The organism is Pseudomonas sp. W3I7, assembly GCF_030816095.1.
In the GTDB taxonomy this organism is placed as follows: domain Bacteria; phylum Pseudomonadota; class Gammaproteobacteria; order Pseudomonadales; family Pseudomonadaceae; genus Aquipseudomonas; species Aquipseudomonas salomonii.
This window is the reverse complement of record NZ_JAUSXP010000001.1, coordinates 3,261,150-3,286,022: the sequence shown is the minus strand read 5'-3', so window position 1 is coordinate 3,286,022 and position 24,873 is coordinate 3,261,150. Positions and strand designations below refer to the sequence as shown.

Annotated in this window: 13 protein-coding genes; 4 read left to right on the top strand and 9 right to left on the bottom strand. The window is 60.3% G+C overall.

From position 1 onward, the window contains the following. Positions 1–6 precede the first annotated feature (6 nt). The 9 genes from xylB to QF043_RS15235 all read right to left on the bottom strand — a co-directional run bounded on the left by xylB (position 7) and on the right by QF043_RS15235 (position 16,378). Positions 7–1,488 (bottom strand): xylulokinase, encoded by a 1,482-nt coding sequence (gene xylB, locus QF043_RS15275; protein WP_307419183.1) that lies wholly within the window; start codon positions 1,486–1,488, stop codon positions 7–9. Between the two features lie 94 nt (positions 1,489–1,582). After that, the gene (locus QF043_RS15270; protein ID WP_307419182.1) at positions 1,583–3,064 is read right to left on the bottom strand and encodes a mannitol dehydrogenase family protein; all 1,482 of its coding nucleotides are present in this window, start codon (positions 3,062–3,064) and stop codon (positions 1,583–1,585) included. A 16-nt stretch (positions 3,065–3,080) separates the two neighbouring features. After that, positions 3,081–4,184, bottom strand: coding sequence for an ABC transporter ATP-binding protein (locus QF043_RS15265; protein WP_307419180.1), 1,104 nt, complete (start codon positions 4,182–4,184; stop codon positions 3,081–3,083). A gap of 22 nt (positions 4,185–4,206) precedes the next feature. After that, entirely contained in the window at positions 4,207–5,037 is an 831-nt protein-coding gene (locus QF043_RS15260; RefSeq protein WP_138817479.1) for a carbohydrate ABC transporter permease, read from the bottom strand. Positions 5,038–5,047: 10 nt separating this feature from the next. Then, positions 5,048–5,938 carry a carbohydrate ABC transporter permease gene (locus QF043_RS15255; protein ID WP_056859283.1) on the bottom strand — a complete coding sequence of 297 codons (891 nt, stop codon included), beginning with the start codon at positions 5,936–5,938 and terminating at the stop codon, positions 5,048–5,050. Between the two features lie 206 nt (positions 5,939–6,144). Then, complete coding sequence (locus QF043_RS15250; protein ID WP_373460782.1) at positions 6,145–7,428, bottom strand: sugar ABC transporter substrate-binding protein; 1,284 nt, start codon at positions 7,426–7,428, stop codon at positions 6,145–6,147. A gap of 403 nt (positions 7,429–7,831) precedes the next feature. Continuing rightward, on the bottom strand, positions 7,832–13,954 hold the full coding sequence (locus QF043_RS15245; protein ID WP_307419177.1) for a hypothetical protein: 6,123 nt from the start codon (positions 13,952–13,954) through the stop codon (positions 7,832–7,834). Positions 13,955–14,110: 156 nt separating this feature from the next. Continuing rightward, positions 14,111–15,016 carry an AraC family transcriptional regulator gene (locus QF043_RS15240; RefSeq protein ID WP_307419176.1) on the bottom strand — a complete coding sequence of 302 codons (906 nt, stop codon included), beginning with the start codon at positions 15,014–15,016 and terminating at the stop codon, positions 14,111–14,113. A gap of 72 nt (positions 15,017–15,088) precedes the next feature. After that, entirely contained in the window at positions 15,089–16,378 is a 1,290-nt protein-coding gene (locus QF043_RS15235; RefSeq protein WP_307419175.1) for a glycosyltransferase, read from the bottom strand. A gap of 158 nt (positions 16,379–16,536) precedes the next feature. Here QF043_RS15235 and tpx point away from each other — a divergent pair, with 158 nt between their 5' ends. The 4 genes from tpx (at position 16,537) to QF043_RS15215 (ending at position 24,774) form a co-directional block, all read left to right on the top strand. Beyond that, complete coding sequence (gene tpx, locus QF043_RS15230) at positions 16,537–17,037, top strand: thiol peroxidase (RefSeq protein WP_307419174.1); 501 nt, start codon at positions 16,537–16,539, stop codon at positions 17,035–17,037. A 230-nt stretch (positions 17,038–17,267) separates the two neighbouring features. After that, a complete protein-coding gene (locus QF043_RS15225; RefSeq protein ID WP_307419173.1) occupies positions 17,268–18,572 on the top strand; it encodes an MdtA/MuxA family multidrug efflux RND transporter periplasmic adaptor subunit in 1,305 nt (434 codons plus the stop codon). Next, complete coding sequence (locus QF043_RS15220) at positions 18,569–21,670, top strand: MdtB/MuxB family multidrug efflux RND transporter permease subunit (protein ID WP_305459641.1); 3,102 nt, start codon at positions 18,569–18,571, stop codon at positions 21,668–21,670. The genes QF043_RS15225 and QF043_RS15220 overlap by 4 nt, the downstream gene beginning before the upstream one ends. Beyond that, positions 21,667–24,774 carry an efflux RND transporter permease subunit gene (locus QF043_RS15215; protein ID WP_307419171.1) on the top strand — a complete coding sequence of 1,036 codons (3,108 nt, stop codon included), beginning with the start codon at positions 21,667–21,669 and terminating at the stop codon, positions 24,772–24,774. Before QF043_RS15220 ends, QF043_RS15215 begins: the two co-directional genes overlap by 4 nt. Positions 24,775–24,873: the final 99 nt, after the last annotated feature.

Sequence of the window (24,873 nt, the reverse complement as noted above, 5' to 3'; positions counted from 1 at the left end):
TCGCTCTTAAAGGGTTGCCACGAGCTGCTGGTAGCGCTCGTAAGCCTGTTGATAGGCAATGACACGGGTCGCCACCGGCAGCGTGCGGCTGCTCGGGTCGACACTGACGCATTTGTCGCACAGGCTGGCCAGGGGTTCGCCGGACTGGCTCCAGGCCGCCTGGATCGCCGCGCCGAGGGCGGCGGCTTCGCTTTGTTCGGTACACACCACTTCAGTGTTCATGATATCGGCGACCATCTGCCGCCACACCGGGCTTTTCGAGCCGCCGCCGATCAGGCGGATGCTGTGGCTTTGCAGGCCGGTCTGGCGCAGCAGGTCGAGGCCGTAGCGCAGGCCGAAGGTGGTGCCCTCGACCGCCGCGCGACACAGGTTGGCGCGGGTCAGGTTGGTCATGGTCAGCCCGTGCACGCTGCCGGTGGCGTGGGGCAGGGCGGGCACACGTTCGCCGTTGAGGAACGGCAGCATGCTCACGCCGTCGGCACCCATCGGCGCTTGCTCAACCAGGCTGTTGAAGGTCGCAAGGTCAAGCTCGAACAGCTCGCGAATCACCCCGGTGGCGTTGGTCAGGTTCATGGTGCAGATCAAGGGCAGCCAACCGCCGCTGGATGAGCAGAAGGTCGCGACCGACGCTTGCGGGCTCACATTCGGCTGATCGGCAAATGCGTAGACGGTGCCGGACGAACCCAGGCTCATGGTGATCACGCCGGGGGCGATATTGCCGGTGCCGATGGCGCCCATCATGTTGTCGCCGCCGCCGCTGGACACCTTGGCATTGGGGTTGATCCCCAGGCGTTCGGCGATGGCCGGCAGGAGGGTGCCGACAGTTTGATCGGCCGCGATCAATTGCGGCAGGGCTTTTTCCAGGCGCCCGCTCGGGTCGATGTGCGTAAGCAGCGCCACGTCCCACTCACGGCTGCGCACGTTGAAGTAGCCGGTGCCCGACGCATCGCCGTATTCCGCCACGGCGCGGCCGGTGAGCCAGTAGTTGAGGTAGTCGTGGGGCAGCAGGATATGGGCGATGCGCGCGAACACGTCCGGGTGTTGTTCGCGGGTCCACAGCAGTTTCGACACGGTATAACCCGGCGCGATTGCCACGCCGAGGCGTTCCAGTGAGCCGCTCTCGCCGCCCAGGTAGGCCAGCAGGCGCTCGTTCTCCGGCGCGGTTTCGGTGTCGCACCAGAGTTTGGCCGGGCGCAGCACTTCACCTTGCGCGTCCAGCAGCACCAGGCCGTGCTGCTGGCCGGAGACGCCGATGCCGAGGATGTCCTGGCCGTCTACACCGGCCTGTTGCAGGGCGCGGTGGGTGGCTTCGGTAAAGGCGTCCAGCCATTCCTGGGGGTGCTGTTCACGGCGGCCATTGGCGCCGCTGATCAACGTATGCGCGGCGGCGCCCAGGCCCAGGACCTTGCCGCTGGACGCGTCAAGGACGATGGCTTTGGTGCCCTGGGTGCCGCAGTCGATGCCGAGGTACAGGTTTTGCTGGGTCATGAAGGAGTGCTCAGCAGTATTATTCTTGGATTGATAACCCGATTAACTGTGGACGCTGGTCTGTGTGGGAGCCAGCTCCCAAGCTCCCACATTTCTAATCGAGTTTCTTCAGCAGTTGCTGCAGGGTTGCGGTGACACCGTGGTCGCGCAAGCTGACAAAGCAACGCTCAAACGCTGCCACAAACTCAGGCGAGTTGGGAATAGCCTTGCCAAAAATCTCTTCCACGCCCAGCAGGCGCTGGCTGATCAGCGCGTCGTCAGTCACCAGCCCCTGGCAGAACTCGGCACGTGGGTCTGGGATCTTGTAAGTCACGCCGTTTTCATCAACGCCTTTGAGGTACAGCGCCCAGGCTGCGACAACCAACGCCGCACGTTCGGTTTCACGCCCATCGGCAATCAGGCGATTGATGGTCGGCACCGTGAACTTGGGAAACTTCGACGACCCATCGGAACACACACGCTCCAACTGGTCGGCAATCGCCTGGTTGGAAAAACGATCCACTAGCGTCTGCTTGTAGTGGGTCAAATCAATGCCCGGCACCGGCGCCAGGTTTGGCGTCACGTCCAGGTCCATGTAGGCGCGCATGTAGGCGACGAACACCGGGTCATTCATGGTGTCGTGCACAAACCGATAACCCTTGAGAAAACCCAGGTAGGTAAGGGCCAGGTGGCTGCCGTTGAGCAGGCCGATCTTCATCTCTTCGTAAGGCGTGACGTCATCGGTGAACTGCACCCCGACGGTTTCCCAGGCCGGGCGGCCGTTAACGAATTTGTCTTCCAGCACCCACTGCACAAACGGCTCGCACACCACCGGCCAGGCGTCGTCGATGCCGTGTTCGTCGTGCAGTTGCAGGCGGTGGGCGGTGCTGGTCATCGGCGTGATGCGGTCGACCATGGCATTCGGGAAGCTCACGTTGGCCTTGATCCAGTCATGCAGCTCGGCGTTGTGCAGGGCGGCAAATGCCAGCAGCGCCTTGCGCGTGACGGCGCCGTTGTGCGGCAGGTTATCGCAGGACATCACGGTAAACGCCGGGGTGCCGGCGGCGCGGCGTTGGGTCAGTGCGGCGCAGATAAACCCGAACACGGTTTTTGGTGCATTGGGATGCGCCAGGTCGTGCTGGATCTGCGGCAGGTGCGCCATGAACTCGCCGTTACTGTCGTCGATGCAGTAGCCGCCTTCGGTGATGGTCAGCGAAACAATGCGAATCTGCGGGCTGGCCAGCTTGTCGATCAACGCCTGGGCACCGTCTTCGGCCAGCAGCATGTCGCTGATCGCGCCGATCACGCGCACTTCGGTGTCGTCGGTATCGCCCAGTTCATACAGGGTGAACAGATAATCCTGGCCGGCCAGGTCGTCGCGGGCCTTGCGGTCCTCGCTGCGCAGGCCGATGCCGCAGATGCTCCAGTCCAGGCCCGTGCCGGTATTCATCAGCGCATCGGTGTAATACGCCTGGTGCGCGCGGTGGAAACCGCCGACGCCGATATGCGCGATGCCCTGGGTGGTGCTGGCAATCGCATAGGCTGGAATTTTCACGTGCGGCGCCAATTGGGTGAGGTTCTGTTTATTCAGTTTCATCACAAGTCTCGCGAAATCAGGCGGCAGCGCGCAGTGGACGAGCCACGGCCACGCCATCGGTGTCGAACAGATGGCAGTGCGCCGGGTCCAGGTGCAGCTGCAGTGTTTCGCCGTATTGGCTGGCCATGTCGCCACGGATGCGCAGGGTCAGCGGCTCGCCACTGGCGGTGATGACGTGGCAGAAAGTGTCGCTGCCCAGGCGCTCGCCGACGTCGGCGGTGACGGTCAGGGTGGTTTGGCCAGGCGAGGCAATTTCCAGGTGTTCCGGGCGAATGCCCAGCGTCACCGCGCTGCCCACGCTCAGCGTGGCGCCGCTCATTGGCAGGCTGATCAGCATGCCGGCGTCCAGTTGCACGTCGCAGCTTTGGCCCTCGACACGGGTCACCTTGCCCTTGAGGAAACCCATTTTCGGCGTACCGAGGAAGCCCGCCACAAACAGGTTGGCCGGCTGGTGGTACAGCTCCAGCGGCGAGCCGACTTGCTCAACGCGGCCACTGTTGAGGACCACCACCTTGTCGGCCAGCGTCATGGCCTCGACCTGGTCGTGGGTCACGTAAATCATCGTCGCTTGCAGTTCTTTGTGCAGGCGCGAGAGTTCCAGGCGCATCTGCACGCGCAGGGCGGCGTCGAGGTTGGACAGTGGTTCGTCGAACAGGAAAATCTTCGGGTTACGCACGATTGCACGGCCGATCGCCACGCGCTGACGCTGGCCACCGGAAAGCTGCTTGGGCTTGCGCTCCAGCAACGGGCCAAGTTCGAGAATGCGCGCCGCTTCGCTGACTTTGCTTTCCACCCGCTTCTTGTCGACGCCGGCCAGGTCCAGGGCAAACGACATGTTCTTGCGTACGCTCATGTGCGGGTACAGCGCGTAGGTCTGGAATACCATGGCCAAATCGCGTTTGGCCGGGGTGACTTCGGTGATATCGCGGCCATCCAGCTCGATGGTGCCTTCGGTGACTTCCTCAAGGCCCGCGATCAAACGCAGCAGGGTGGATTTACCGCAGCCCGACGGGCCGACGAACACCACGAATTCTTTGTCGTTCACCTCAAGGTCAATGCCCTTGATGATCGAGAAACCTTCGAAGCCTTTTTGCAAATTCTTGATTTTCAGGTTGGCCATGATGGGCCTCCGCTTGGAATTATTATTTAACTGCACCGAAGGACAGGCCACGCACCAGCTGTTTCTGGCTGATCCAGCCAAAGATCAGGATCGGCGCACAGGCGAGGGTCGAAACGGCGGACAATTTGGCCCAGAACAAGCCTTCGGGGCTGGAGTAAGAGGCGATCAGCGCGGTCAACGGCGCGGCATTCGAGGAGGTCAGGTTCAGCGACCAGAACGCCTCGTTCCAGCACAGGATCAGCGACAGCAGCACGGTGGAGGCCAGGCCGCCCTTGGCGATCGGCAGCAGCACACGGACCATTTCCTGCCACAGGGTGGCGCCATCCAGGCGTGCGGCTTCGAGGATGTCCTTGGGGATGTCCTTGAAGTAGGTGTACACCATCCACACCACAATCGGCAGGTTGATCAGGGTGTAGATGATGATCAGCGCAATGCGCGTATCCAGCAGGCCAAAGCTTTTGGCCAGCAGGTAGATCGGCATCAATACGCCCACTGGCGGCAGCATTTTGGTCGACAGCATCCACAGCAAGGTGCCCTTGGTGCGTTTGGTTTCATAGAACGCCATGGAGTAGGCGGCCGGCACCGAGATCAGCAGGCACAGGGCGGTGGCGCTGAACGAGATCACCACCGAGTTCCAGGCGTAGGCGAAGTAGTTGCTGCGCTCGTTGATGTGCAGGTAGTTCTCCAGCGTCGGCGTGAAGATGAACTGCGGCGGCGTGGCGAACGCGTCGATTTCGGTCTTGAAGCTGGTCAGCACCATCCAGAAGATCGGGAAGAAAATCAGGATCGCGATGGCCCAGGCCAACGTGCCGAGCAACAGGCTTTGCAGGCGGCGGGATTGTTGAAGCGTCATGGCGCGGCCCTCAAGGCTTATCAGTCAGGTTTTTGCCGATCATCCGCACCAGGATGATCGCCGCGATATTGGCGATGACCACGGCTATCAAGCCGCCGGCCGAGGCCATGCCCACGTCGAACTGCACCAGCGCCTGGTTGTAGATCAGGTAGGCGAGGTTGGTCGAGGCGTAGCCGGGCCCACCGTTGGTGGTGGTGAAAATTTCGGCAAACACCGAGAGCAAAAAGATCGTTTCGATCATCACCACCACGGCAATCGGGCGCGCCAGGTGCGGCAGGGTCAGGTGCCAGAAGATCGCGATGGCGCCGGCACCGTCCAGGCGTGCGGCTTCTTTTTGTTCCTGGTCGAGGGACTGCATGGCGGTCATCAGCAGCAGGATGGCGAAGGGCAACCACTGCCACGACACAATGATGATGATCGACAGCAACGGGTAGTGCGCCAGCCAGTCCACGGGTTCGGCGCCGAACAGCTTCCACACGGCGGCGAGAATCCCCGATACCGGGTGGAAAATCAGGTTCTTCCAGATCAGCGCACCGACGGTGGGCATGATGAAGAACGGCGAAATCAGCATCACCCGTACGATGCCACGGCCAAAAAACTCACTGGCCTCCAGCAACGCACTGATCAACACGCCGAACACCACGCTGATCAGCAGCACGCTGCCCACCAGTAACAGGGTGTTGGTGGCGCCAGGCAGGAAGCCCGAGTCGGTGATGAAGTAGGTGAAGTTTTCCAACCCCACGAATTGGTTTTCGCCAGGGTAGAGCAGGTTGTAGCGGATCAGCGAAAAGTACAGGGTCATGCCCAGCGGCACGATCATCCACAGCAGCAGCATGGCCACCGAGGGGCTGACGAGGAACCAGCCGGGGTTGGCCAGGCGGTTTTTGGGTGTTGTATTCATGGTGGTCATGGCCAGTCAGAAGCGTACAGAATCTGCGTCGGAGCGCGGTCAGTGTGGCTGGCTTTTGTGGGAGCTGGCTTGCCTGCGATGGCATCTACTCGGCTTGAATGACAAACCGAGGTGTCTGTATCGCAGGCAAGCCAGCTCCCACCTAAAAGCTGCTACCTCATGGAGCGGGCTCCCACATTCACAGGGGAGAAGCGGCCTTATTTGGGGTAACCGGCCCGCTTCATCTCACGCTCGGTGGTGGTCTGCGCGGCGGTCAAGGCTTGGTCCACCGTTTGCTGACCGGTCAGCGCGCCCGAGAAGAACTTGCCGACCTGGGTACCAATCGCCTGGAATTCAGGAATGGTCACCAACTGGATACCGATATACGGCACCGGCTTGAGGGTCGGTTTGGTCGGGTCGGCGACTTTCAGCGATTCGAGGGTCACCTTGGCGAACGGCGCGGCGTTGAGGTACTCGTCGCTGTAGGTCGATTTGCGCGTGCCTGGCGGCACATTGGCAATGCCATCGGTCTTGGCAACCAGCTCGCCGTATTCCTTGGACGTTGCCCAGGTGGTGAACACCTTGGCGGCGTCCTTGGCCTTGGAACTGGTCGGGATCGCCAGGCTCCAGGAGTACAGCCACGAGGTGCCCTTATCGGTCTTCTCGTGCGGCGCGAAGGTGAAGCCGACGTTGTCAGCGACCTTGCTCTGAGACTTGTCGGTGACGAACGAACCGGCCACGCTGGCGTCCACCCAGATCGCGCACTTGCCGCTGTTGAACAGCGCGAGGTTTTCGTTGAAACCGTTGCTGGAAGCACCCGGCGGGCCGGATTTCTTCATGTTGTCGACGTAGAAGTTCAACGCGTCCTTCCATTCCGGGCCGTTGAATTCAGGCTGCCATTTTTCATCGAACCAGCGCGCGCCGTAGCCGTTGGCCAGGGTGGTGATCAGCGCCATGTTCTCACCCCAACCGGCTTTGCCACGCAGGCACAGGCCGTACTGCTCTTTGCTCTTGTCGGTGAGTTTGGCGGCGAATTCGCCGATCTGGCTCCAGGTCGGGTGCTCGGGCATGCTCAGCCCGGCGCCCTTGAACAGGTCGGTGCGGTAGTAGGTGATCGAGCTTTCGGCGTAGAACGGCAGGGCATACAGCGAGCCTTTGACCGACAAGCCGTCACGCACCGAAGGGAATACGTCGTCGAGGTCGTAGGACGCCGGCAGGTCTTTCATCGGCTCCAGCCAACCCTTGGCGCCCCACAGTGCAGCTTCGTACATGCCGATGGTCAACACGTCAAACTGGCCGCCTTGGGTGGCAATGTCGGTGGTCAGGCGTTGGCGCAGCACGTTCTCTTCAAGCACCACCCAGTTCAGCTTGATGTCCGGGTGCTCGGTCTCGAAGGTTTTCGAGAGCTTTTGCATGCGGATCATGTCGCTGTTGTTGACGGTGGCAATGGTCAGGGTTTGCGCGCCAAAGCTGACGGCGCTGAGGGTCATGCAGGTAGTCATGCAGGTGGAGACAAGCAGTGCTTTTGCTGTGAACTTCATCGCGCACTCCATTTCCGCGCCCAGGGGGCTACAGAAGGACAGTTATTGTTGTTGTGTCTTCCTACAAGGTCTCAGGAAGAGTGTGCGTTGATTACAGCCTTGAAATGGGCGTGTGACAAATCCTTGGGCGCACTGGGACTGATACTTTTTTGCACTGAAAAAAGCCCGCAGTGGTTATACCCGCAGCAGCCGGCGCTGTGGCTACTGCGAATATTCGTATTGCCTGATCCAACGGCGAAGGGGAATACGTGCTTGATCATGCCCTTGTTGAACACCCCGTTGCCCGTATCGACTCCAGGATTCTTCAGCATGTCCAAAAGCGGTTATTCCCCTGCCTGCCTTGCCTGCTTAGTCGACAACGGTGTTAAGGGGCCGCTTTGCGGTTATACCCGTGAGAGAAGGGAGTCTTGGGTTTTGAGACGAGCGCGTCCAGCCAGTTTTTGTCGCGTGGGCTTATGAACTGGTTTGGGCCCGTTCTAATCCTGACTTTGTCACGCGCCCATTGGGTCATCACCTCGTCGATCTTGCGTGTGTATTCGCGGGCGGGACAGGCGATATCGGCCCAAGGATCGACAATCCAGGCATCCTTCCAGACCGGGTCGGAGAAATCGACCGTTCCCGCAGGAAGCTCGGAGGGGCCACCGACTACCGTGAACACATGTTCCTGCGACGCATGCCACTCGTAAGCACGACCACCGCTTTTGGTGATGATGTCTTTTGACACCAATGCCATTTCTCCACAGTTGCCGACGCCCGCCTTCAAAATCAGGTTCGAATGACCCTCTGCAGAGTTCTGTGCGGTTTTGCGCAACCAGGTAAGTGTCATGGTTGCCGCTTCCGAACGCTTGAGATCCGCCTTGGAGAACACTTTATTATTGGGCCCCAAGCCTGTGGCCTTCATGCTGCGATTCACACTGCTTTTGGCTTGCTCTGCATAGAACTTGTTTTGCTGCTCGGCCGGCCAGGTTGCGAAATCAACCGGTTTGGTCAAGGGGGTAACCCGGGTCGGTGTCAGCGCGATATTCGGCTTGCCAATCGCTTCGGTGCGCTGCAATTGGTAGAGCACTTCCCGTTGTTGTTCCGGGGTCAGGTCTTTGCACCATTCCTTTAATTCATCCACCTCTGCTTTTGAGTAGTTCGATCGCTCCAACTGCGCGAAGGCGTCGTTCAATGTCGGCAGGGCGATGAAGTGGGCGTCAAACGGTGTGCCGGATACACCTTTGAGGGCGCTGTATTTATTTCGGTAGCCTTGCACTAATGGCAACTCGCTAAGCGAGCATTTGGTGAAGGTGAGCTCACCCTGCGCCGCGTTGTCTAGTTTCGCGTAGTAAAACTCGGCGGTATCCGCTTCGATGACCAGGTATTTATCAGCGCTCCCGGCCACGGGGCTGTTAACAATGACTCCGCGCACTTCGCGTTTGTCGTCGCACTCAGCGCTGATACTTTTGAGTTCGACCACGCGCGTGTCCTGCGCCAATGCATCACTGGCTTGCGCGCCGTAATAACCGAACTGGGGGTCATGTTTGAAACTGCCACTGATTTGGGTTTTGTAGGTGATGGGTTTGTTTTCAAGTGTGGGGACCAGCTTGGGACCCATTTCGCCTTCCACCACTTTTAGACGTCGTCTTTCGAAAATTACGAATTGGTCTTTCTTGAACAATTTCGGCGGCGAAGGAAACAGGCGAACGTGTTCGAGTGCTTGCAGGTCCTGCCTCAAGGGGTCGGTCACATTGGCGATGACCTTGGAAAAACAGCTGTCATTAGCCTCGCGTTTAAACCTGCCACTGCCGATTGAAGGGGCTGGACAGAGTGCTTCAAACTCCTCCAGCGGCTTGAAGTGATCAGCCGACTGCAGGTCGGTCAGTAGGCCGGGGTTGCGAGAGTCGTAACGGTAAACCTTGCCTTCATTGACCAAATCGAAGCCGTTGGCGCGAGGGATCGTATAGGCGTCGGCCGCCAGGGGCTTGTCCGCCACCAGGGCTTGAGTGCCGTCCGAGAAGGTCTCCTGGCGCAAGGGCGACGATGTGTCCGAAACAAAACCTTGCAGCGGCGGCCCGTAAGCCTCTTCGGTTCTGGCGTCGTAGGCGTACCATTCACCGTCTTGCTTTACGGCGGTGAGCCTGACCTGTTCTTGAGTGCCGGAACGCACGAGCTTGCCATTGGCCATGTCAGCCGTTTGCTCAACAAGCTGGGTGCTCTGCATGCGGCTCAAGGCGTTTTGCGATTGCCGGGTGCTGGTCGCGGTCAGGTCCCTGGCTGCGATGTCTTCGACCGCTTGGGTGCCGAACTTCTCGATGAACTTGGTCGCGACCTTGGTCGCCGCCCAGGCTGCTCCGGTTTTCGCCAATCGCCATAACTTGCCGGCACCTTCGGTGGCCACGTAGATGAAGATATCCACGGCCAGATCATCCACGGCCTTTACATATTCACCGTGATAGATGTCTTCAAGGCTGGAGCCGCCCGGCAGAGCGTGTAGCAGGCCTATCAAGAAATCGCTGGGCTCTACGCCATTTTCAACCGCATTGTGCAAGCCACGCTGGGTCGCGACGAAGGTACTTTTGCGCAGGTAGGCCGTGTCCACCAGCACTTTGGCCAAGTTGTCCATTCTATCGTGGACGAAGTAGGGTGACACGTCTCCCTCGTTATGCTCACCGAACTGCTGTTCACGCAGCAACGGCCTCTTGTCGTCGTCGTCGTCGTCAGACTTTACGAGTATGAATTGCTCAAGCGTCCTTAATACGACGTCGGACATGACGCCCGTTCTCGGTTCGGTACCGTTTTTAAAGGCTTGCGTGTCGATGGCGAGGCTGACTTTTTGGCCCAGGGGTGTAGAGGCGTCGATATCGGGGATTCTGACGATTTGCCCGACTGCCGGATAAACCGCGAAGTCCCTTCTTACGCCCTTATGGACGGACGTCATGACTATGCCGCTACCGGCACCTTCCACCTGCAAAAACTCCACTGCGCCAAAATTGAGGCTATTGCGCTCCTCCAACGGTAACTTGCTGAGCATGTCCTTAAACAACGTAATCGTATGGGCCCTGCGCAGGGTGAAGTCTTGTTCAATGGCCTCCTCGAACGCCTTGTTGATGTCAAGCAATTGGTCGGCCTGCGCACGCAGGTCTTCGAAGTTCAGCCCCGCTATTTCCGAAGTCCAGCTTTCACCCAGACGGCCGGCCTCGTACACCTCGCAGATGCTCGCTCTGATACCGGAAAAGACTCCGCCCGCGACTTTTTCCCATAGGTGCCGGCTCTCATAGTCGATGTGGGTGCCGAACTTTTCGCGTAAGACTTCAAGGGTCATTTCTCTTCGGCTAGGGGCCTTGGTGTTACGCAGAAAGTCCTTGGCGTCGGCTGTTACCTTGATTTCCTTGTTGAGGATTTCCTGGCAGCTTGTCATCTGTTCCAGGGTGTATTCATCGTTGTCATTCTTAGCCAGGTGCTTATTGACGATGGCCCAATCGATCACGGGGTTCATCTGTGCAATGGCTTGCATTCGGGTTTCAGCCGCAGACACCGGAGCGATCCTGTGAAGCGCCATGACGTGTTCAAAGGTCATGCCCGCGCTGGCACCGACGGCCGTCAGCTCGATTCGGTTGACGGCTGTAACAAAACTGACCCACTCTGGAGTGCCGAGATGGACAGTGGTCGGTACATCCTTAACCAGCAGGTGCGGTGCCGCACCGGCCATTAACAACTGCGCAATGGCCGGCGCGAGATTCGCCGGAATTTGCTTGTTGTCCGTCAAGTGTTGGATGAAACGCATACGAAGCGCGCTGCAATCCAGCCCCTGGTGAATGGGATCCATGAAATCAAACCCTGCAACGGCATTGCGCCGCTCCCCTGCCGCTGGATCAAGCTCCAGCACCAAGGCCGTCGACAACCATTGCAGAAGGCTGTTTGGGGTGGGCGCGCCCTTCATGTTGGTTTGCAGGTGGGACGCGAACTCAAGCGCCTTATCGGTGGCGAGCAGTTGCTCCAGTGCTTGCGCCGGGTCTTCGCTGAACTGGGCATCGTCAGCACTCAGGTAGGCAAGAAGGCTGCTCTGTGGGGCGATGAGTTTCTTTACATGGTCCATCACCGTGCTGCGCTGCTCGGTGCTCAGCGGTAAACCCGATGATAGGAACCCCCAGTGGTCGCCAAGCGGTGGAGCGTTGGGCACCGGCGTGCGCAAGGCTTTGATGAGGTTGTCGGATTCGGCCTTCGACTGGGGGATGTAGCCGTTATTTTCCGCAAGAAACTCCCTGGCCCTTTTGACGCCTTTGGGGTGATGCGAGGAGTCCGGGTCCACCACAAAGCGCATGGTGTCGGCCTGGTCGTCATCGCTTATGTCGGCGCTTTCCAGTTGCTTGATTAATGCATACCGATCATTGCTGTCGCCCAGCGCAGTTCGTTGTTTTTGCAGCCGCGCCACGGTGCTCTGCGGGGGCTCCGAGCGCTCCGGCAATTGTTGGGTGCGGCCTATCAATTCCAGCTGCCGGGAAAATTCAGCGCTGGCGGGGTCGGTGCTGATGCCATAAAAATTACACAGCCATTCGAACGGTACGCTGCTCTGCATGCCGTGCTTGAGTTCGACCGGCTTGCCACCGGCTGCGAAGGGCGCTGCGGCGGCATCTATGTGAGTCATCACGTCGAAATGCTCAGGGTACTGTTTGGCAAAGTCGGCTTGTTTGGTACGCAGGTCGGCAGCGTCTTTAGGGGCATACCAGGCACTGCCGATCAGCGATGAATTGTGCTGGTGGCACCAATCGGTAATCCCCCGCGCTGTCAGCGCCTTGTTCAAGTTCGCCTGAGCCTGGCCGAACAGGCTGTTGGCCGGGACCTGATCGATCATTTTTGTTGCGGCTTTGGATGGGTCGGCTTTGAGTTCAAGCATCACGCGATGCACGGCGATGGCCAGTTCGCTGTCAGCTTTGGCCTGCAGGTCTAGCGGCGCTGCTGGGTTTTCCGCCGGCACGGGGGTGTCGGCGGCGACGGCAGCGGCGAGCGTTTCCAACGCCGAAGGTGCAATGGGCGTACCTTCCAATTGCTGTATGACCGCCTGCTGGCGTTGCCGTACGGCACTGGCTACCGGGTTGTCAGCGTCTGCATCGAGCAACGCCTGGAACCCATTGTTCTGGTTTATTTCGACGATCCTGTTGAGCGTGGCTACAAGCCGGCGTTGCTCCAGGTTCGGCGTTTGCGTGTTTTGTTGAGGCGGCTTGGCTTCGTGATAAAAGTCCATCACCTGATACAGCGGCGCCGACGTGCCGGAAGGGTAGGTCACGTCCGAACGAGACCCCGCCGCCATCTGTTCGACGGCATCGCGTATGTCGGTCCAGGCATCGGCCCAGCCCGATACGTCGTTCAGTGTAAACGTGGTGTTCACCCCTCTGACGTTGCCCGTCAACTCACCACTTGTGGGGTTGATGCGCACGCTGGTGGGGTCGAGATCGTTGTCTTGCGCAAAGGTTGTAAACGCTTTGCCGTTCAGTGCGGCAAGAAGGTTTTTGCGCACCTGGTTGAAGGTCGAATAGTCAGGGATGTTCTCCAGCGTGACGGACGCCGGGTTATGGCTGGCTTGCGAAAACCCTTCAATCAACGCCCGGCTGACCTGTTGCGCCAGCGCCTGATCGGCTTCGCGGACCTTTTGTTCAGCGGTCAATGGCGCGAACGGTTCAAGTGCCGCCCTGAGCGCTTGTGCGGGCAAATCCACGATTTTCTGGCGTGCCTCCCGCTGTCGCTGCTTGATAGGGGCATCGAGTGGGTCGCTGCTGCTCAATGCGGGGAAGCCTGCGGCGCTTAGCAGTTGCGCAGCGATGGCCAGTGTCTCGTCGCTGTTGATGCGGCCCAGGTGCACAGCGTAGAACGCGGCGACGTTTTTGGCCGATGCGTGCTCTCGACCGTAAAACAAGATCTCTGAATGACGCGCCCCTGCGAGTTTTTTTGCGGCCGCTAATACAGCGCCTGAGGCGGCTGACCATTCGGGGTTATCGCGGGAGAAGAAACTGATAATGCTGCCATCGGATTTTTCGGTCAGGTCGCCGTTGGCGCCAATGATCAGGTTTGAAGTCACAATCAAATTGGCTTCGGCAAACGATTTGAACGGCTCCGACTCCAGTGCGTCTGCCAGTTCAGACCAGGCCTGGCCGAAGGTGGAATGCGCAGGTACGGTGACCTTGTCCAGCCCTTCGCTTGAGTCGCGGGTCTCGCTGGCCAGTCGTCGGCGGATAAGGCTGTTGGCAACAGCGATGGCCAGTTGTTGGTCGCCGTGTTCAACCAAGGCGTCGGCGAATTGGCGGGCTGACGCTTTGCGTGAATCGGCTGTGGAGCCTGGGTTTTGCAAGTCTCGGCGCACGCGCGCGGCGACGGTGTGAACGTTCGGTGGGCTGGGTGGCGTACTGTCGAGAGGGGCCTTGGCCGGTTGGGGGTTGTGGGGGAGCGGCTGGATGGGTTCGACAGGCCGAAGCAAGGCGCTCTGAGTAGGGGACGGCTGCGTATTGATCATAGAGTTACCCTTTGCCTGTGTGTCAGAAAAGCACCACCCAACGCCTGAAAGAGGCGGTGATGCCTTCGCTGAGTGACAGCGGGCCCTACGCGGTTCCTGTTGTGTGCGGCAGTTTGAACAGTACTTTTTGATCCGGATGTGTCGCAGCCAACAGGTTCACGCCAGGTTCTGTTCCGTGAGCCGTTGCACCGCCAGGCGTCGATAGTGAGAAGGGGTCATACCCTTGAGCTGCTGAAAGCGCCGGTTGAAGTTGGAGATATTGTTGAAACCCGACTCAAAGCACACATCGGTGACGGCCTTGTCACCGTCCGCGAGCAATTCGCAGGACTTGCTGATGCGCAGCCGGTTGACGAATTCGATGAAGGTGCGCCCGGTGGCCTGCTTGAACACGCGGGAAAAGTACGTCGGCTTCATCCCCAGGTGTTCCGCCACTTCCTCCAGAGGCAACTCACGCGCGTAGTGGGCAAAGATATAGTCCACCGCGCGGTTGGTGCGGTCGATGCTGTGCTCGTCGGCCAGTTGCGGCGTGGTTACGCCGGAGAGCAACTGGTAGTCCTCGCAGGCGCTCAATACGTCCAGCAAGATGAAGAAATGCCCAAGGCGTGCCATGCCCCGGCTGTCTTCGATACGCTGCATCAGGTCCATGGCCTGGGCGATGGTTTTTTTGCAGCGAAACTCGACGCCGTACTGTGCCCGTTCAAGTAACGGCGTCAAGCTCTTGAGTTCGGCGAACAAGTGGTTGCCCTGCTCAAACAACTCATCGGTGAAATTCACCAGCATGTCGCGCTTGGGTACCACCTCGTCCTCTTCCACCTGGCTGATCCAGTTGTGGGGCAGGTTGGGGCCGGTGAGGAACAGGCTTTCCGGATAGAAATTGCCGATGTAGTCGCCGATAAACACCTTGCCGGCGCTGGCAATGATCAGGTGCAGCTCGTATTCCTTGTGGAAGTGCCAGCGCACCAGCGGGCAGGGGAAGCCGTGCTGGCGATAGATGATGGACAGACCATTGTGGTCGTCCATCAACTCGTAGGAAGGGTCGGTAATGCGCATTGCTCGGGTCATGCTGCCGTCGCTTTATTGTGGTTGCTGCACAGGATAATGCCCCCTTGCGCGCAACCTCGCCAGCGCCAACCTTTACAGGTTGCGGTTTTTTGCCTCGATCCACTGCGACATGTACTGGGTACTTTTATGCGCATGGTGGCGCAGCATGCTGCCGGTGAAGTTATCCCGACGATGGGCAGCGAGTTGGCTGCGGCAGCGTTGCAGGCAGTCTACAAGGGCCGGGCCGTGGAAGGTCTGGTCGTAGCGTCGGGCGAGCAACTGGCGACCGGCCTCCTGGGCCTGCGTCCAGCGTTCGTGGTCTTGATACAGCGCCACGGCCGCCGCCGCCAGTGCCGGCGCACTCTGTTCGATCCTGCCCGGCCACGGCTGTTCGTCACCCATGGCCTCGGCGCCTATCGGCGTAGTGATGTTTGGCGTGCCGCAAAGCATGGCATCCATCAGCTTGCCCTTGATGCCGGCGCCAAAACGCAGCGGCGCCAGGCAGATACGCGCGGCGGCCATGACCTGCAGCGCATCTTCAGCCCAATTCATCACATGAAAACCTTGCGCCGGGTTGTGCAGTGCGGTGGCCTTGGGCGGCGTGTAGGCGCCGTAGATATGCAGCTGTGCAGCCGGCAGTTGCTGGCGGATCAACGGCCACACGCTGTTCTTCATCCACAGCACCGCATCCCAATTGGGCGCGTGGCGGAAATTGCCGATGCTGAGAAAGTGCGCGCGATCTTCAAACGGCGCAAAGGCTTCGGTCGGCGGCTCCAGCATCAACGGGCACCCGTGGAGCAGGGCGGCCGGCACCTTGAATTGCTCGGTGAGCAGGCGGATTTCCACATCGGAAATCATCAGGCTGATATCACAGCGGTAAATGGCGGCGATCTCGCGCTTGGCGAGGTCGGTGTCGGCCATCCACTGGAACTCTTCCTGCAGGGCCGGCTTGAACAGTGCGCTGAAATCGTCGCTGTCGGGGTGAGCTTTGAGGTGGGCCTTGAAGCGCTGATGGCGCGCATCGCGCAGGCTTTGCAGGTCGGAGGTTTCCAGCACGCGCAAGGCATCCGGGCAGCATTGCTCAACGCGCCAGCCGAACTGCTCTTCCATCATGAAACGGTCGAACAGCACGATGTCCGGGGCTAACGCGCGGATAAAATCGTCGAAACTGCTGTTGTTGAGCTCGATGGCGCACTCGGCGATGCCCAGGGCGGGCAAGTCGGCCTTGTGTTCGCCAAGGGTCGCCGGGCTGCTGAAAGTAATGTCCCATCCCTGGTCCAGAAAGCTTTGCAGAATCTGCATCATATGCCCGCCGGCGGCGGAGGAGCGGGGTTCCGGCCAGACATAACCAATGACCAGGACTTTGGTGGCGGGCTGATTCATCTAAAGCGGATCCTTGAAGGGTGGGCAAAAAACGCGCAATTAAAGCACACCATGGCGACATGAGAATTTGTGTCTGGCGGTAGGTAGCCACCTCAGTTTGTGGTTAACTTCGGCCTCTCGAATTCGTTTAACCAAAACCCAGCATAAGGATTCCGTTCATGGCCCAAGTCACCCTTCGTGGTAACCCTGTCCAGGTTGAAGGCGAATTGCCGAAAACCGGTGCCACCGCTCCTGAGTTCAGCCTTGTCGCTGTAGACCTGTCTGAGGCGACCCTGGAAACATTCGCCGGCAAGCGCAAAGTGCTGAACATCTTCCCAAGCGTCGACACCCCGACCTGCGCCACTTCAGTACGCAAGTTCAACGCCCAGGCCAACGATTTGAGCAACACCGTTGTACTGTGCATCTCCTCTGACCTGCCGTTTGCCCAGAAGCGTTTCTGCGGCACCGAAGGCCTGGACAACGTGCTGAGCCTGTCGGACTTTCGCAACGCCGACTTCGCCGTAGACTACGGCGTGTCCCTGGCCGACGGCCCGCTGCGAGGCCTGACCGCCCGTGCCGTGGTGGTACTGGACGAAAACAACAACGTGCTGCACAGCGAACTGGTGCCTGAAATCGGCCAAGAGCCAAACTACGAAGCAGCCCTGGCTGTTTTGAAGTAACTGTTTCGGCGCATTACTGTCATTTTGCAGTAGCACGCTTGCGGCAAGATTGCGGCCTGGCCTAGTCCAGGCCGTTTTTATTTGTGCTTCAGACGTTTAGCCAAATAGCCAACGGACTAAGGTCAACCGTTAAAAGTTGTAATCCAAGGTAAATAGCCGGTAAAGGCGCTTTTCTTAATGCGCCCCAGTGCTTATCTTTCAGCCTCCCAAAGAAGAAGCTCTCGCGCCCAATGGTTGATCACTCCATGCAATCCTCCCCCCGCAATTCCCGCCGCTGGCTGTTCGGCCTGCTCGTGCTGTTGGTCATCGCCGGCCTGTGCTGGAAATTCTGGCCCGCCGGCCATAAAGATGACACCGCGCAGAAACCGGCCGGGCATACCGGCAAGACGGGGATGGCGCGGCCCGGTTTCGGTGGTTCCACCGGCCCGATCCCCGTGCGCGTGGCACCGGCGGTGCTGGGCGAGTTCCCGGTGTACTACAAGGCCCTGGGCACGGTGACCGCGCTCAATACCATTAATGTGCGCAGCCGGGTGGGCGGTGAGCTGGTCAAGATCGCCTTTGAAGAAGGGCAGATGGTCAAGGCGGGCGACCTGCTTGCGGAGATCGACCCGCGCAGCTACCAGAACGCCTTGCTCCAGGCCCAGGGCACGCTCCTGCAGAACCAGGCCCAACTGAAAAACGCCCAGGTTGACGTGCAGCGTTACCGCGACCTGTATGCCCAGGACAGTATCGCCAAACAGACCCTGGACACCGCCGAAGCCCTGGTCATGCAGTACCAGGGCACGGTCAAGACCAACCAGGGTGCGGTCGACGACGCCAAGCTCAACCTCGAATTCACCAAGATTCGCGCGCCGATCAGTGGCCGGGTCGGCCTGCGTCAGGTCGACGTCGGTAACCTGGTGGCGGCCAACGACACCACCTTCCTGGCGGTGATCACCCAGACCCAGCCGATCAGTGTGGTCTTCACCCTGCCGGAAAACACCCTCGACACCGTGCTCAGCCGTTACCACGCCGGCAACAAACTGCCCGTGGAAGCCTGGGACCGTGGCGATGTGAAGCAGCAGGCGCTCGGCGTGTTGCAGAGCCTGGACAACCAGATCGACGTGACCACCGGCACGCTCAAATTCAAAGGCCGTTTCGATAACAAGGACCAGGCGCTGTTCCCTAATCAGTTCGTCAATGTGCACCTGCTGGCCGACACCTTGCACAATGTGGTACTGGCACCGTCCGCCGCGATCCAGTTCGGCAACAGCGGCACCTTCGTCTACAAGCTCGACGGCGACAAGAAGGTCAAGATGCAACCCTTGGTGGTCGGCGATACCGATGGCGACAACACCGTCATCAAGGAAGGGCTGGTGGCCGGTGACCGCGTGGTGCTGGAAGGCACCGATCGCCTCAAGGACGGCAGCGACATTGAGGTGGTCAACGCCAGCAGCGAAGTGCCGACCACGCCGACCGAACACCTGCAAGGCAAGCCTGCGGCAAAAGGGGAGACCGGCGCTAACGCCGGCAAGGCGCAAAAGGTCGGTTCATGAACCTGTCGCGACTGTTTATCCTTCGCCCGGTTGCCACCACGCTGAGCATGCTGGCCATTGTCCTGGCCGGCATTATTTCTTACCGTTTGTTGCCAGTCTCGGCCTTGCCCCAGGTGGACTACCCGACGATCCGGGTGATGACCCTGTACCCAGGCGCCAGCCCGGACGTGATGACCAGCGCGGTCACTGCGCCGCTGGAGCGTCAGTTCGGGCAAATGCCCGGCCTCACACAGATGGCGTCGACCAGTTCGGGCGGCGCCTCGGTGCTGACCCTGCGCTTTAACCTCGACATCAATATGGATGTCGCCGAGCAACAGGTGCAGGCCGCGATCAACGCCGCGACCAACCTGTTGCCCAAGGATTTGCCGGCGCCGCCGGTGTACAACAAGGTCAACCCGGCAGACACCCCGGTGCTGACCCTGGCAATTACCTCCAAGACCATGCTTTTGCCCAAGCTCAACGACTTGGTTGACACGCGCATGGCGCAAAAAATTGCGCAGATCAGCGGCGTCGGCATGGTCAGCATCGCCGGTGGCCAGCGCCAGGCCGTGCGCATCAAGGTCAACCCCGAGGCCCTGGCGGCCAACGGCTTGAACCTGTCGGACGTGCGCACCCTGATCGCCGCCTCCAACGTCAACCAGCCGAAGGGCAACTTTGACGGCCCCACACGCGTCTCCATGCTCGATGCCAACGACCAGTTGGTCTCGCCTGCGCAATACGCCGAGTTGATCCTGGCCTACAACAATGGCGCGCCGCTGCGCCTTAAAGACGTGGCGCAGATCGTCGACGGCGCCGAAAACGAGCGCCTTGCCGCCTGGGCCAATGAAAACCAGGCGGTGCTGCTCAATATCCAGCGCCAGCCCGGTGCCAACGTGATCGAGGTGGTGGACCGCATCAAGGCGTTGCTGCCGAGCATCACCGATAACCTGCCCGCAGGCCTGGATGTGACGGTGCTTACCGACCGTACCCAGACCATTCGGGCCTCGGTGAAGGACGTACAGCACGAATTGCTGATCGCCATTGCCCTGGTGGTGATGGTCACGTTCCTGTTCCTGCGCCGGGTCAGCGCCACGATCATTCCGTCGATCGCCGTGCCGCTGTCGCTGGTGGGCACCTTTGGCGTGATGTACCTGGCGGGCTTCTCCATCAACAACCTGACGCTGATGGCACTGACCATCGCCACCGGGTTTGTGGTGGACGATGCCATCGTGATGCTGGAGAACATCTCGCGCTACATCGAGGAAGGCGAGACGCCCATGGCGGCTGCGCTCAAGGGCGCCAAGCAAATCGGGTTCACCCTGATTTCCCTGACCCTGTCGCTGATCGCGGTACTGATTCCGCTGCTGTTCATGGCCGATGTGGTCGGGCGGCTGTTCCGCGAATTTGCCATCACCCTGGCGGTGGCGATCCTGATTTCCCTGGTGGTGTCCCTGACCCTGACGCCGATGATGTGCGCGCGCCTGCTCAAGCGTGAGCCCAAGGAAGAAGAACAAGGCCGTTTCTACAAGGCCAGCGGCGCCTGGATCGATTGGTTGATCGAAGCCTACGGGCGCAAATTGCAGTGGGTGCTCAAGCACCAGCCGTTGACCCTGCTGGTGGCCATCGCCACCCTGGGCCTTACCGTGGTGCTGTACCTGGTGGTGCCCAAGGGCTTTTTTCCGGTGCAGGACACCGGGGTGATCCAGGGCATATCGGAAGCACCGCAGTCGATTTCGTTTGCCGCCATGAGCCAGCGCCAGCAGGAGTTGGCCAAGGTGATCCTGGCCGACCCATCGGTTGAAAGCCTGTCGTCCTACATTGGTGTGGATGGCGACAACGCGACCCTCAACAGCGGCCGTTTGCTGATCAACCTCAAGGCCCACGGCCAGCGCGACGTGAGCGCGGCCCAGGTGATCACGCGCCTGCAACCGCAGATCGACAAGCTGGTGGGCATTCGCCTGTTCATGCAGCCGGTGCAGGACTTGACCATTGAAGACCGCGTGAGCCGCACCCAGTACCAGTTCAGCATGTCCTCGCCGGACGCCGACCTGCTGGCGCTGTGGAGCGACAAGCTGGTGCACGCCCTCAGCCAGTTGCCGGAACTCACCGACGTGGCCAGCGACCTGCAGGACAAGGGCCTGCAAGTGTTCCTGGTGATCGACCGTGATGCAGCCTCGCGCCTGGGCGTGAGTGTGTCGACCATCACCGATGCGCTGTACGACGCCTTCGGCCAGCGGCAGATTTCCACCATCTACACCCAGGCCAGCCAGTACCGCGTGGTATTGCAGGCGCAATCGGGTGAAACCCTGGGGCCGGCGGCGCTCAACCAGATCCATGTGAAAACCACCGACGGCGGCCAGGTGCGGCTGTCGAGCCTGGCGCATGTGGAGCAGCGTCAGGCGCAACTGGCAATTGCGCATATCGGCCAGTTCCCGGCGGTGATGATGTCGTTCAACCTGGCGCCTGGTGTCGCCCTGGGCAAAGGCGTGGAGCTGATCAACCAGACCCAGAAGGACATCGGTATGCCGGTGGGCGTGCAGACCCAGTTCCAGGGCGCGGCCCAGGCCTTCGAAGCCTCGCTGTCGAGCACCTTGCTGCTGATCCTGGCGGCGGTGGTGACCATGTACATCGTGCTCGGCGTGTTGTACGAGAGTTACATTCACCCGATCACGATTCTTTCCACGCTGCCATCCGCCGCAGTGGGCGCTTTGCTGGCGTTGCTGCTCAGTGGCAATGACCTGGGCATGATCGCGATCATCGGCATTATCCTGCTGATTGGTATCGTCAAAAAGAACGCGATCATGATGATCGACTTCGCTCTCGACGCCGAACGCAACCAGGGCCTGGACCCGCAGACTGCGATTTATCAGGCCGCTTTGCTGCGCTTTCGGCCGATTTTGATGACCACCCTGGCGGCCTTGTTTGGTGCGGTGCCACTGATGCTGGCCACGGGTTCCGGCGCGGAGTTGCGTCAACCGCTGGGCCTGGTGATGGTCGGCGGCTTGCTGGTGAGCCAGGTGCTGACGCTGTTCACCACACCGGTGATCTACCTGTATTTCGACCGCCTTGGCCGCCGCTGGCGCAAAGAACCGCAGAGCCTGGAGCCGGTTGAGTCATGAACCTGTCCGGACCTTTCATTCGCCGGCCGGTAGCCACCATGCTGCTGAGCCTGGCGATCATGTTGCTCGGTGGCGTGAGCTTCAACTTGCTGCCGGTGTCGCCGTTGCCGCAGATCGACTTCCCGGTGATCGTGGTGTCGGCCAGCTTGCCCGGCGCCAGCCCCGAGGTGATGGCATCTACCGTGGCGACGCCGCTGGAACGCTCATTCGGCGCGATTGCCGGCATCACCACCATGAGCAGCTCATCGAGCCAAGGCTCCACGCGGGTGATTCTGGCATTCGACTCCGACCGTGATATCAACGGTGCGGCGCGGGAAGTGCAGGCGGCCATCAATGCCTCGCGCAACCTGCTGCCCAGTGGCATGCGCAGCATGCCGACCTACAAAAAGATCAACCCGTCCCAGGCACCGATCATGGTGCTCTCGCTGACCTCCGACGTATTGCAAAAGGGCGAGTTGTACGACCTTGCCTCGACCATCCTCTCGCAAAGCCTGTCCCAGGTGCCGGGGGTGGGCGAAGTGCAGATCGGCGGCAGTTCCTTGCCGGCGGTGCGTATCGAATTGGAGCCCAAGGCTCTGGACCAGTACGGCGTGGCCCTGGACGATGTGCGCAACACCATCGCCAATGCCAACCAGCGGCGGCCCAAGGGTTCCCTGGAAGACAGCGAGCGTAACTGGCAGATCCAGGCCAATGACCAGTTGGAAAAGGCCAAGGACTACGAGCCGCTGCTGATCCGCTACCAGAACGGCGCAGCCTTGCGCCTGGGCGATGTGGCGAAGATCAGCGATGGCGTGGAAGACCGCTACAACAGCGGCTTCTTCAACAATGATTCGGCGGTGCTGCTGGTGATCAACCGCCAGTCCGGCGCCAACATCATCGAGACCGTCCGGCAGATCAAGGCCCAGTTGCCCGCGCTGCAGGCGGTGCTGCCGTCCAGCGTCAAGCTCAACCTGGCCATGGACCGTTCGCCGGTGATCACCGCGACCCTGCATGAAGCCGAGATGACCCTGCTGATTGCCGTGGCCCTGGTGGTGCTGGTGGTGTACCTGTTCCTGGGTAACTTCCGCGCCTCGTTGATCCCGACCCTGGCGGTGCCGGTGTCGCTGGTCGGCACCTTTGCGGTGATGTACCTGTTTGGGTTTTCGCTGAACAATTTTTCGCTGATGGCGTTGATCCTGGCCACCGGCCTGGTGGTGGACGACGCCATCGTGGTGCTGGAAAACATTTCCCGGCATATCGACGAGGGCGTGCCGCCGATGAAGGCGGCGTACCTGGGCGCCGAGGAAGTCGGCTTTACCTTGCTGTCGATGAACGTGTCGCTGGTGGCGGTGTTCCTGTCCATCCTGTTTATGGGCGGCATTGTCACCAATCTGTTCCGTGAGTTTTCCATCACCTTGTCGGCGGCGATCATTGTGTCGCTGATCGTCTCGCTGACCTTGACCCCGATGCTCTGCGCGCGCTGGCTCAAACCGCACATCAAGGGGCACATGACCGGTTTGCAGCGCTGGAGCCAGAAGGTCAACGACCGCATGGTTGCGGCCTACGCCGCCAGCCTGGACTGGGTGCTGCGCCATCGCCGCCTGACCCTGCTGAGCCTGTTGATTACCGTGGGCGTGAACATCGCGTTGTACGTGGTGGTACCGAAAACCTTCATGCCGCAGCAGGACACCGGCCAGTTGATCGGCTTCGTACGTGGTGATGACGGGCTGTCGTTCAATGTGATGCAGCCGAAGATGGAAACCTTCCGCAAGGCGGTGCTCAAGGACCCGGCAGTACTCAGCGTGGCGGGCTTTATCGGCGGCAACAACGGCACCAACAACGCGGTGATGCTGGTGCGCCTCAAGCCTATTGCCGAGCGCAAGCTCTCGGCCCAGGCGGTGATCGAGCGTCTGCGCAAAGAAGTGCCGCTGGTGCCGGGCGGACGGCTGTTCCTGATGGCCGACCAGGACCTGCAATTTGGCGGCAGCCGGGACCAGACCAGCGCCCAATACTCCTACATCCTGCAAAGCGGCGACCTGGCTGCGTTGCGCCTGTGGTACCCGAAAGTGGTCGCGGCCATGCGCGAGCTACCGGAGTTGACCGCCATCGACGCCCGCGAAGGGCGCGGTGCGGCGCAGGTGACGCTGGTGGTCGACCGCGACCAGGCCAAGCGCCTGGGCATCGACATGAGCATGGTTACCTCGGTGTTGAACAACGCCTACAGTCAACGGCAGATTTCCACCATCTATGACAGCCTCAACCAGTACCAGGTGGTGATGGAGGTCAACCCGAAATACGCCCAGGACCCGATCACCCTGAACCAGATGCAGGTGATCACTTCCACGGGCGCGCGGGTGCCGTTGTCGACCATTGCCCATTACGAAAACAGCCTGGCCGACGACCGTGTCAGCCATGAAGGCCAGTTCGCCTCGGAAAACATCGCCTTCGACATGTCGCCCGGGGTAACGGTGGAGCAGGGCACGGCCGCCATCGAGCGGGCGATTGCCAAGGTCGGTTTGCCGGAAGACGTTATTGCCAAAATGGCCGGCACCGCCGATGCCTTTGCGGCGACGCAGAAGGGCCAGCCGTTCATGATTCTGGGCGCGCTGGTGGCGGTGTACCTGGTGTTGGGCATTCTGTATGAAAGCTATATTCACCCGCTGACCATTCTGTCGACCTTGCCATCGGCCGGTGTCGGCGCGCTGCTGTCGATCTACCTGCTGGGCGGTGAATTCAGCCTGATATCCCTGCTGGGTCTGTTCCTGTTGATCGGCGTGGTGAAGAAAAATGCGATCCTGATGATTGACCTGGCGCTGCAACTGGAGCGCCACGACGGCATGAGCCCGTTGGAATCGATCCGTAGCGCCTGCCTGTTGCGCCTGCGGCCAATTTTGATGACCACGCTCGCGGCCATTCTGGGCGCCTTGCCGTTGCTGCTCGGTTCCGGCGATGGCGCCGAAATGCGCCAGCCCCTGGGCCTGACCATTATCGGCGGGCTGGTGTTCAGCCAGATCCTGACCCTTTACACCACCCCGGTGGTCTACCTCTATCTTGACCGCGCGCGCCACCGCTTCAACGCCTGGCGCGGCGTGCGTACCGATGCTGCCTTGGATACTGCGCTATGACCGATTCAACCAATGCCCAGAAACTGTGGCGAGGGAGCTTGCTCCCGCTGGGCTGCGCAGCGGCCCCAAACCAGCGCCTTCGCCACACTACACGTATCG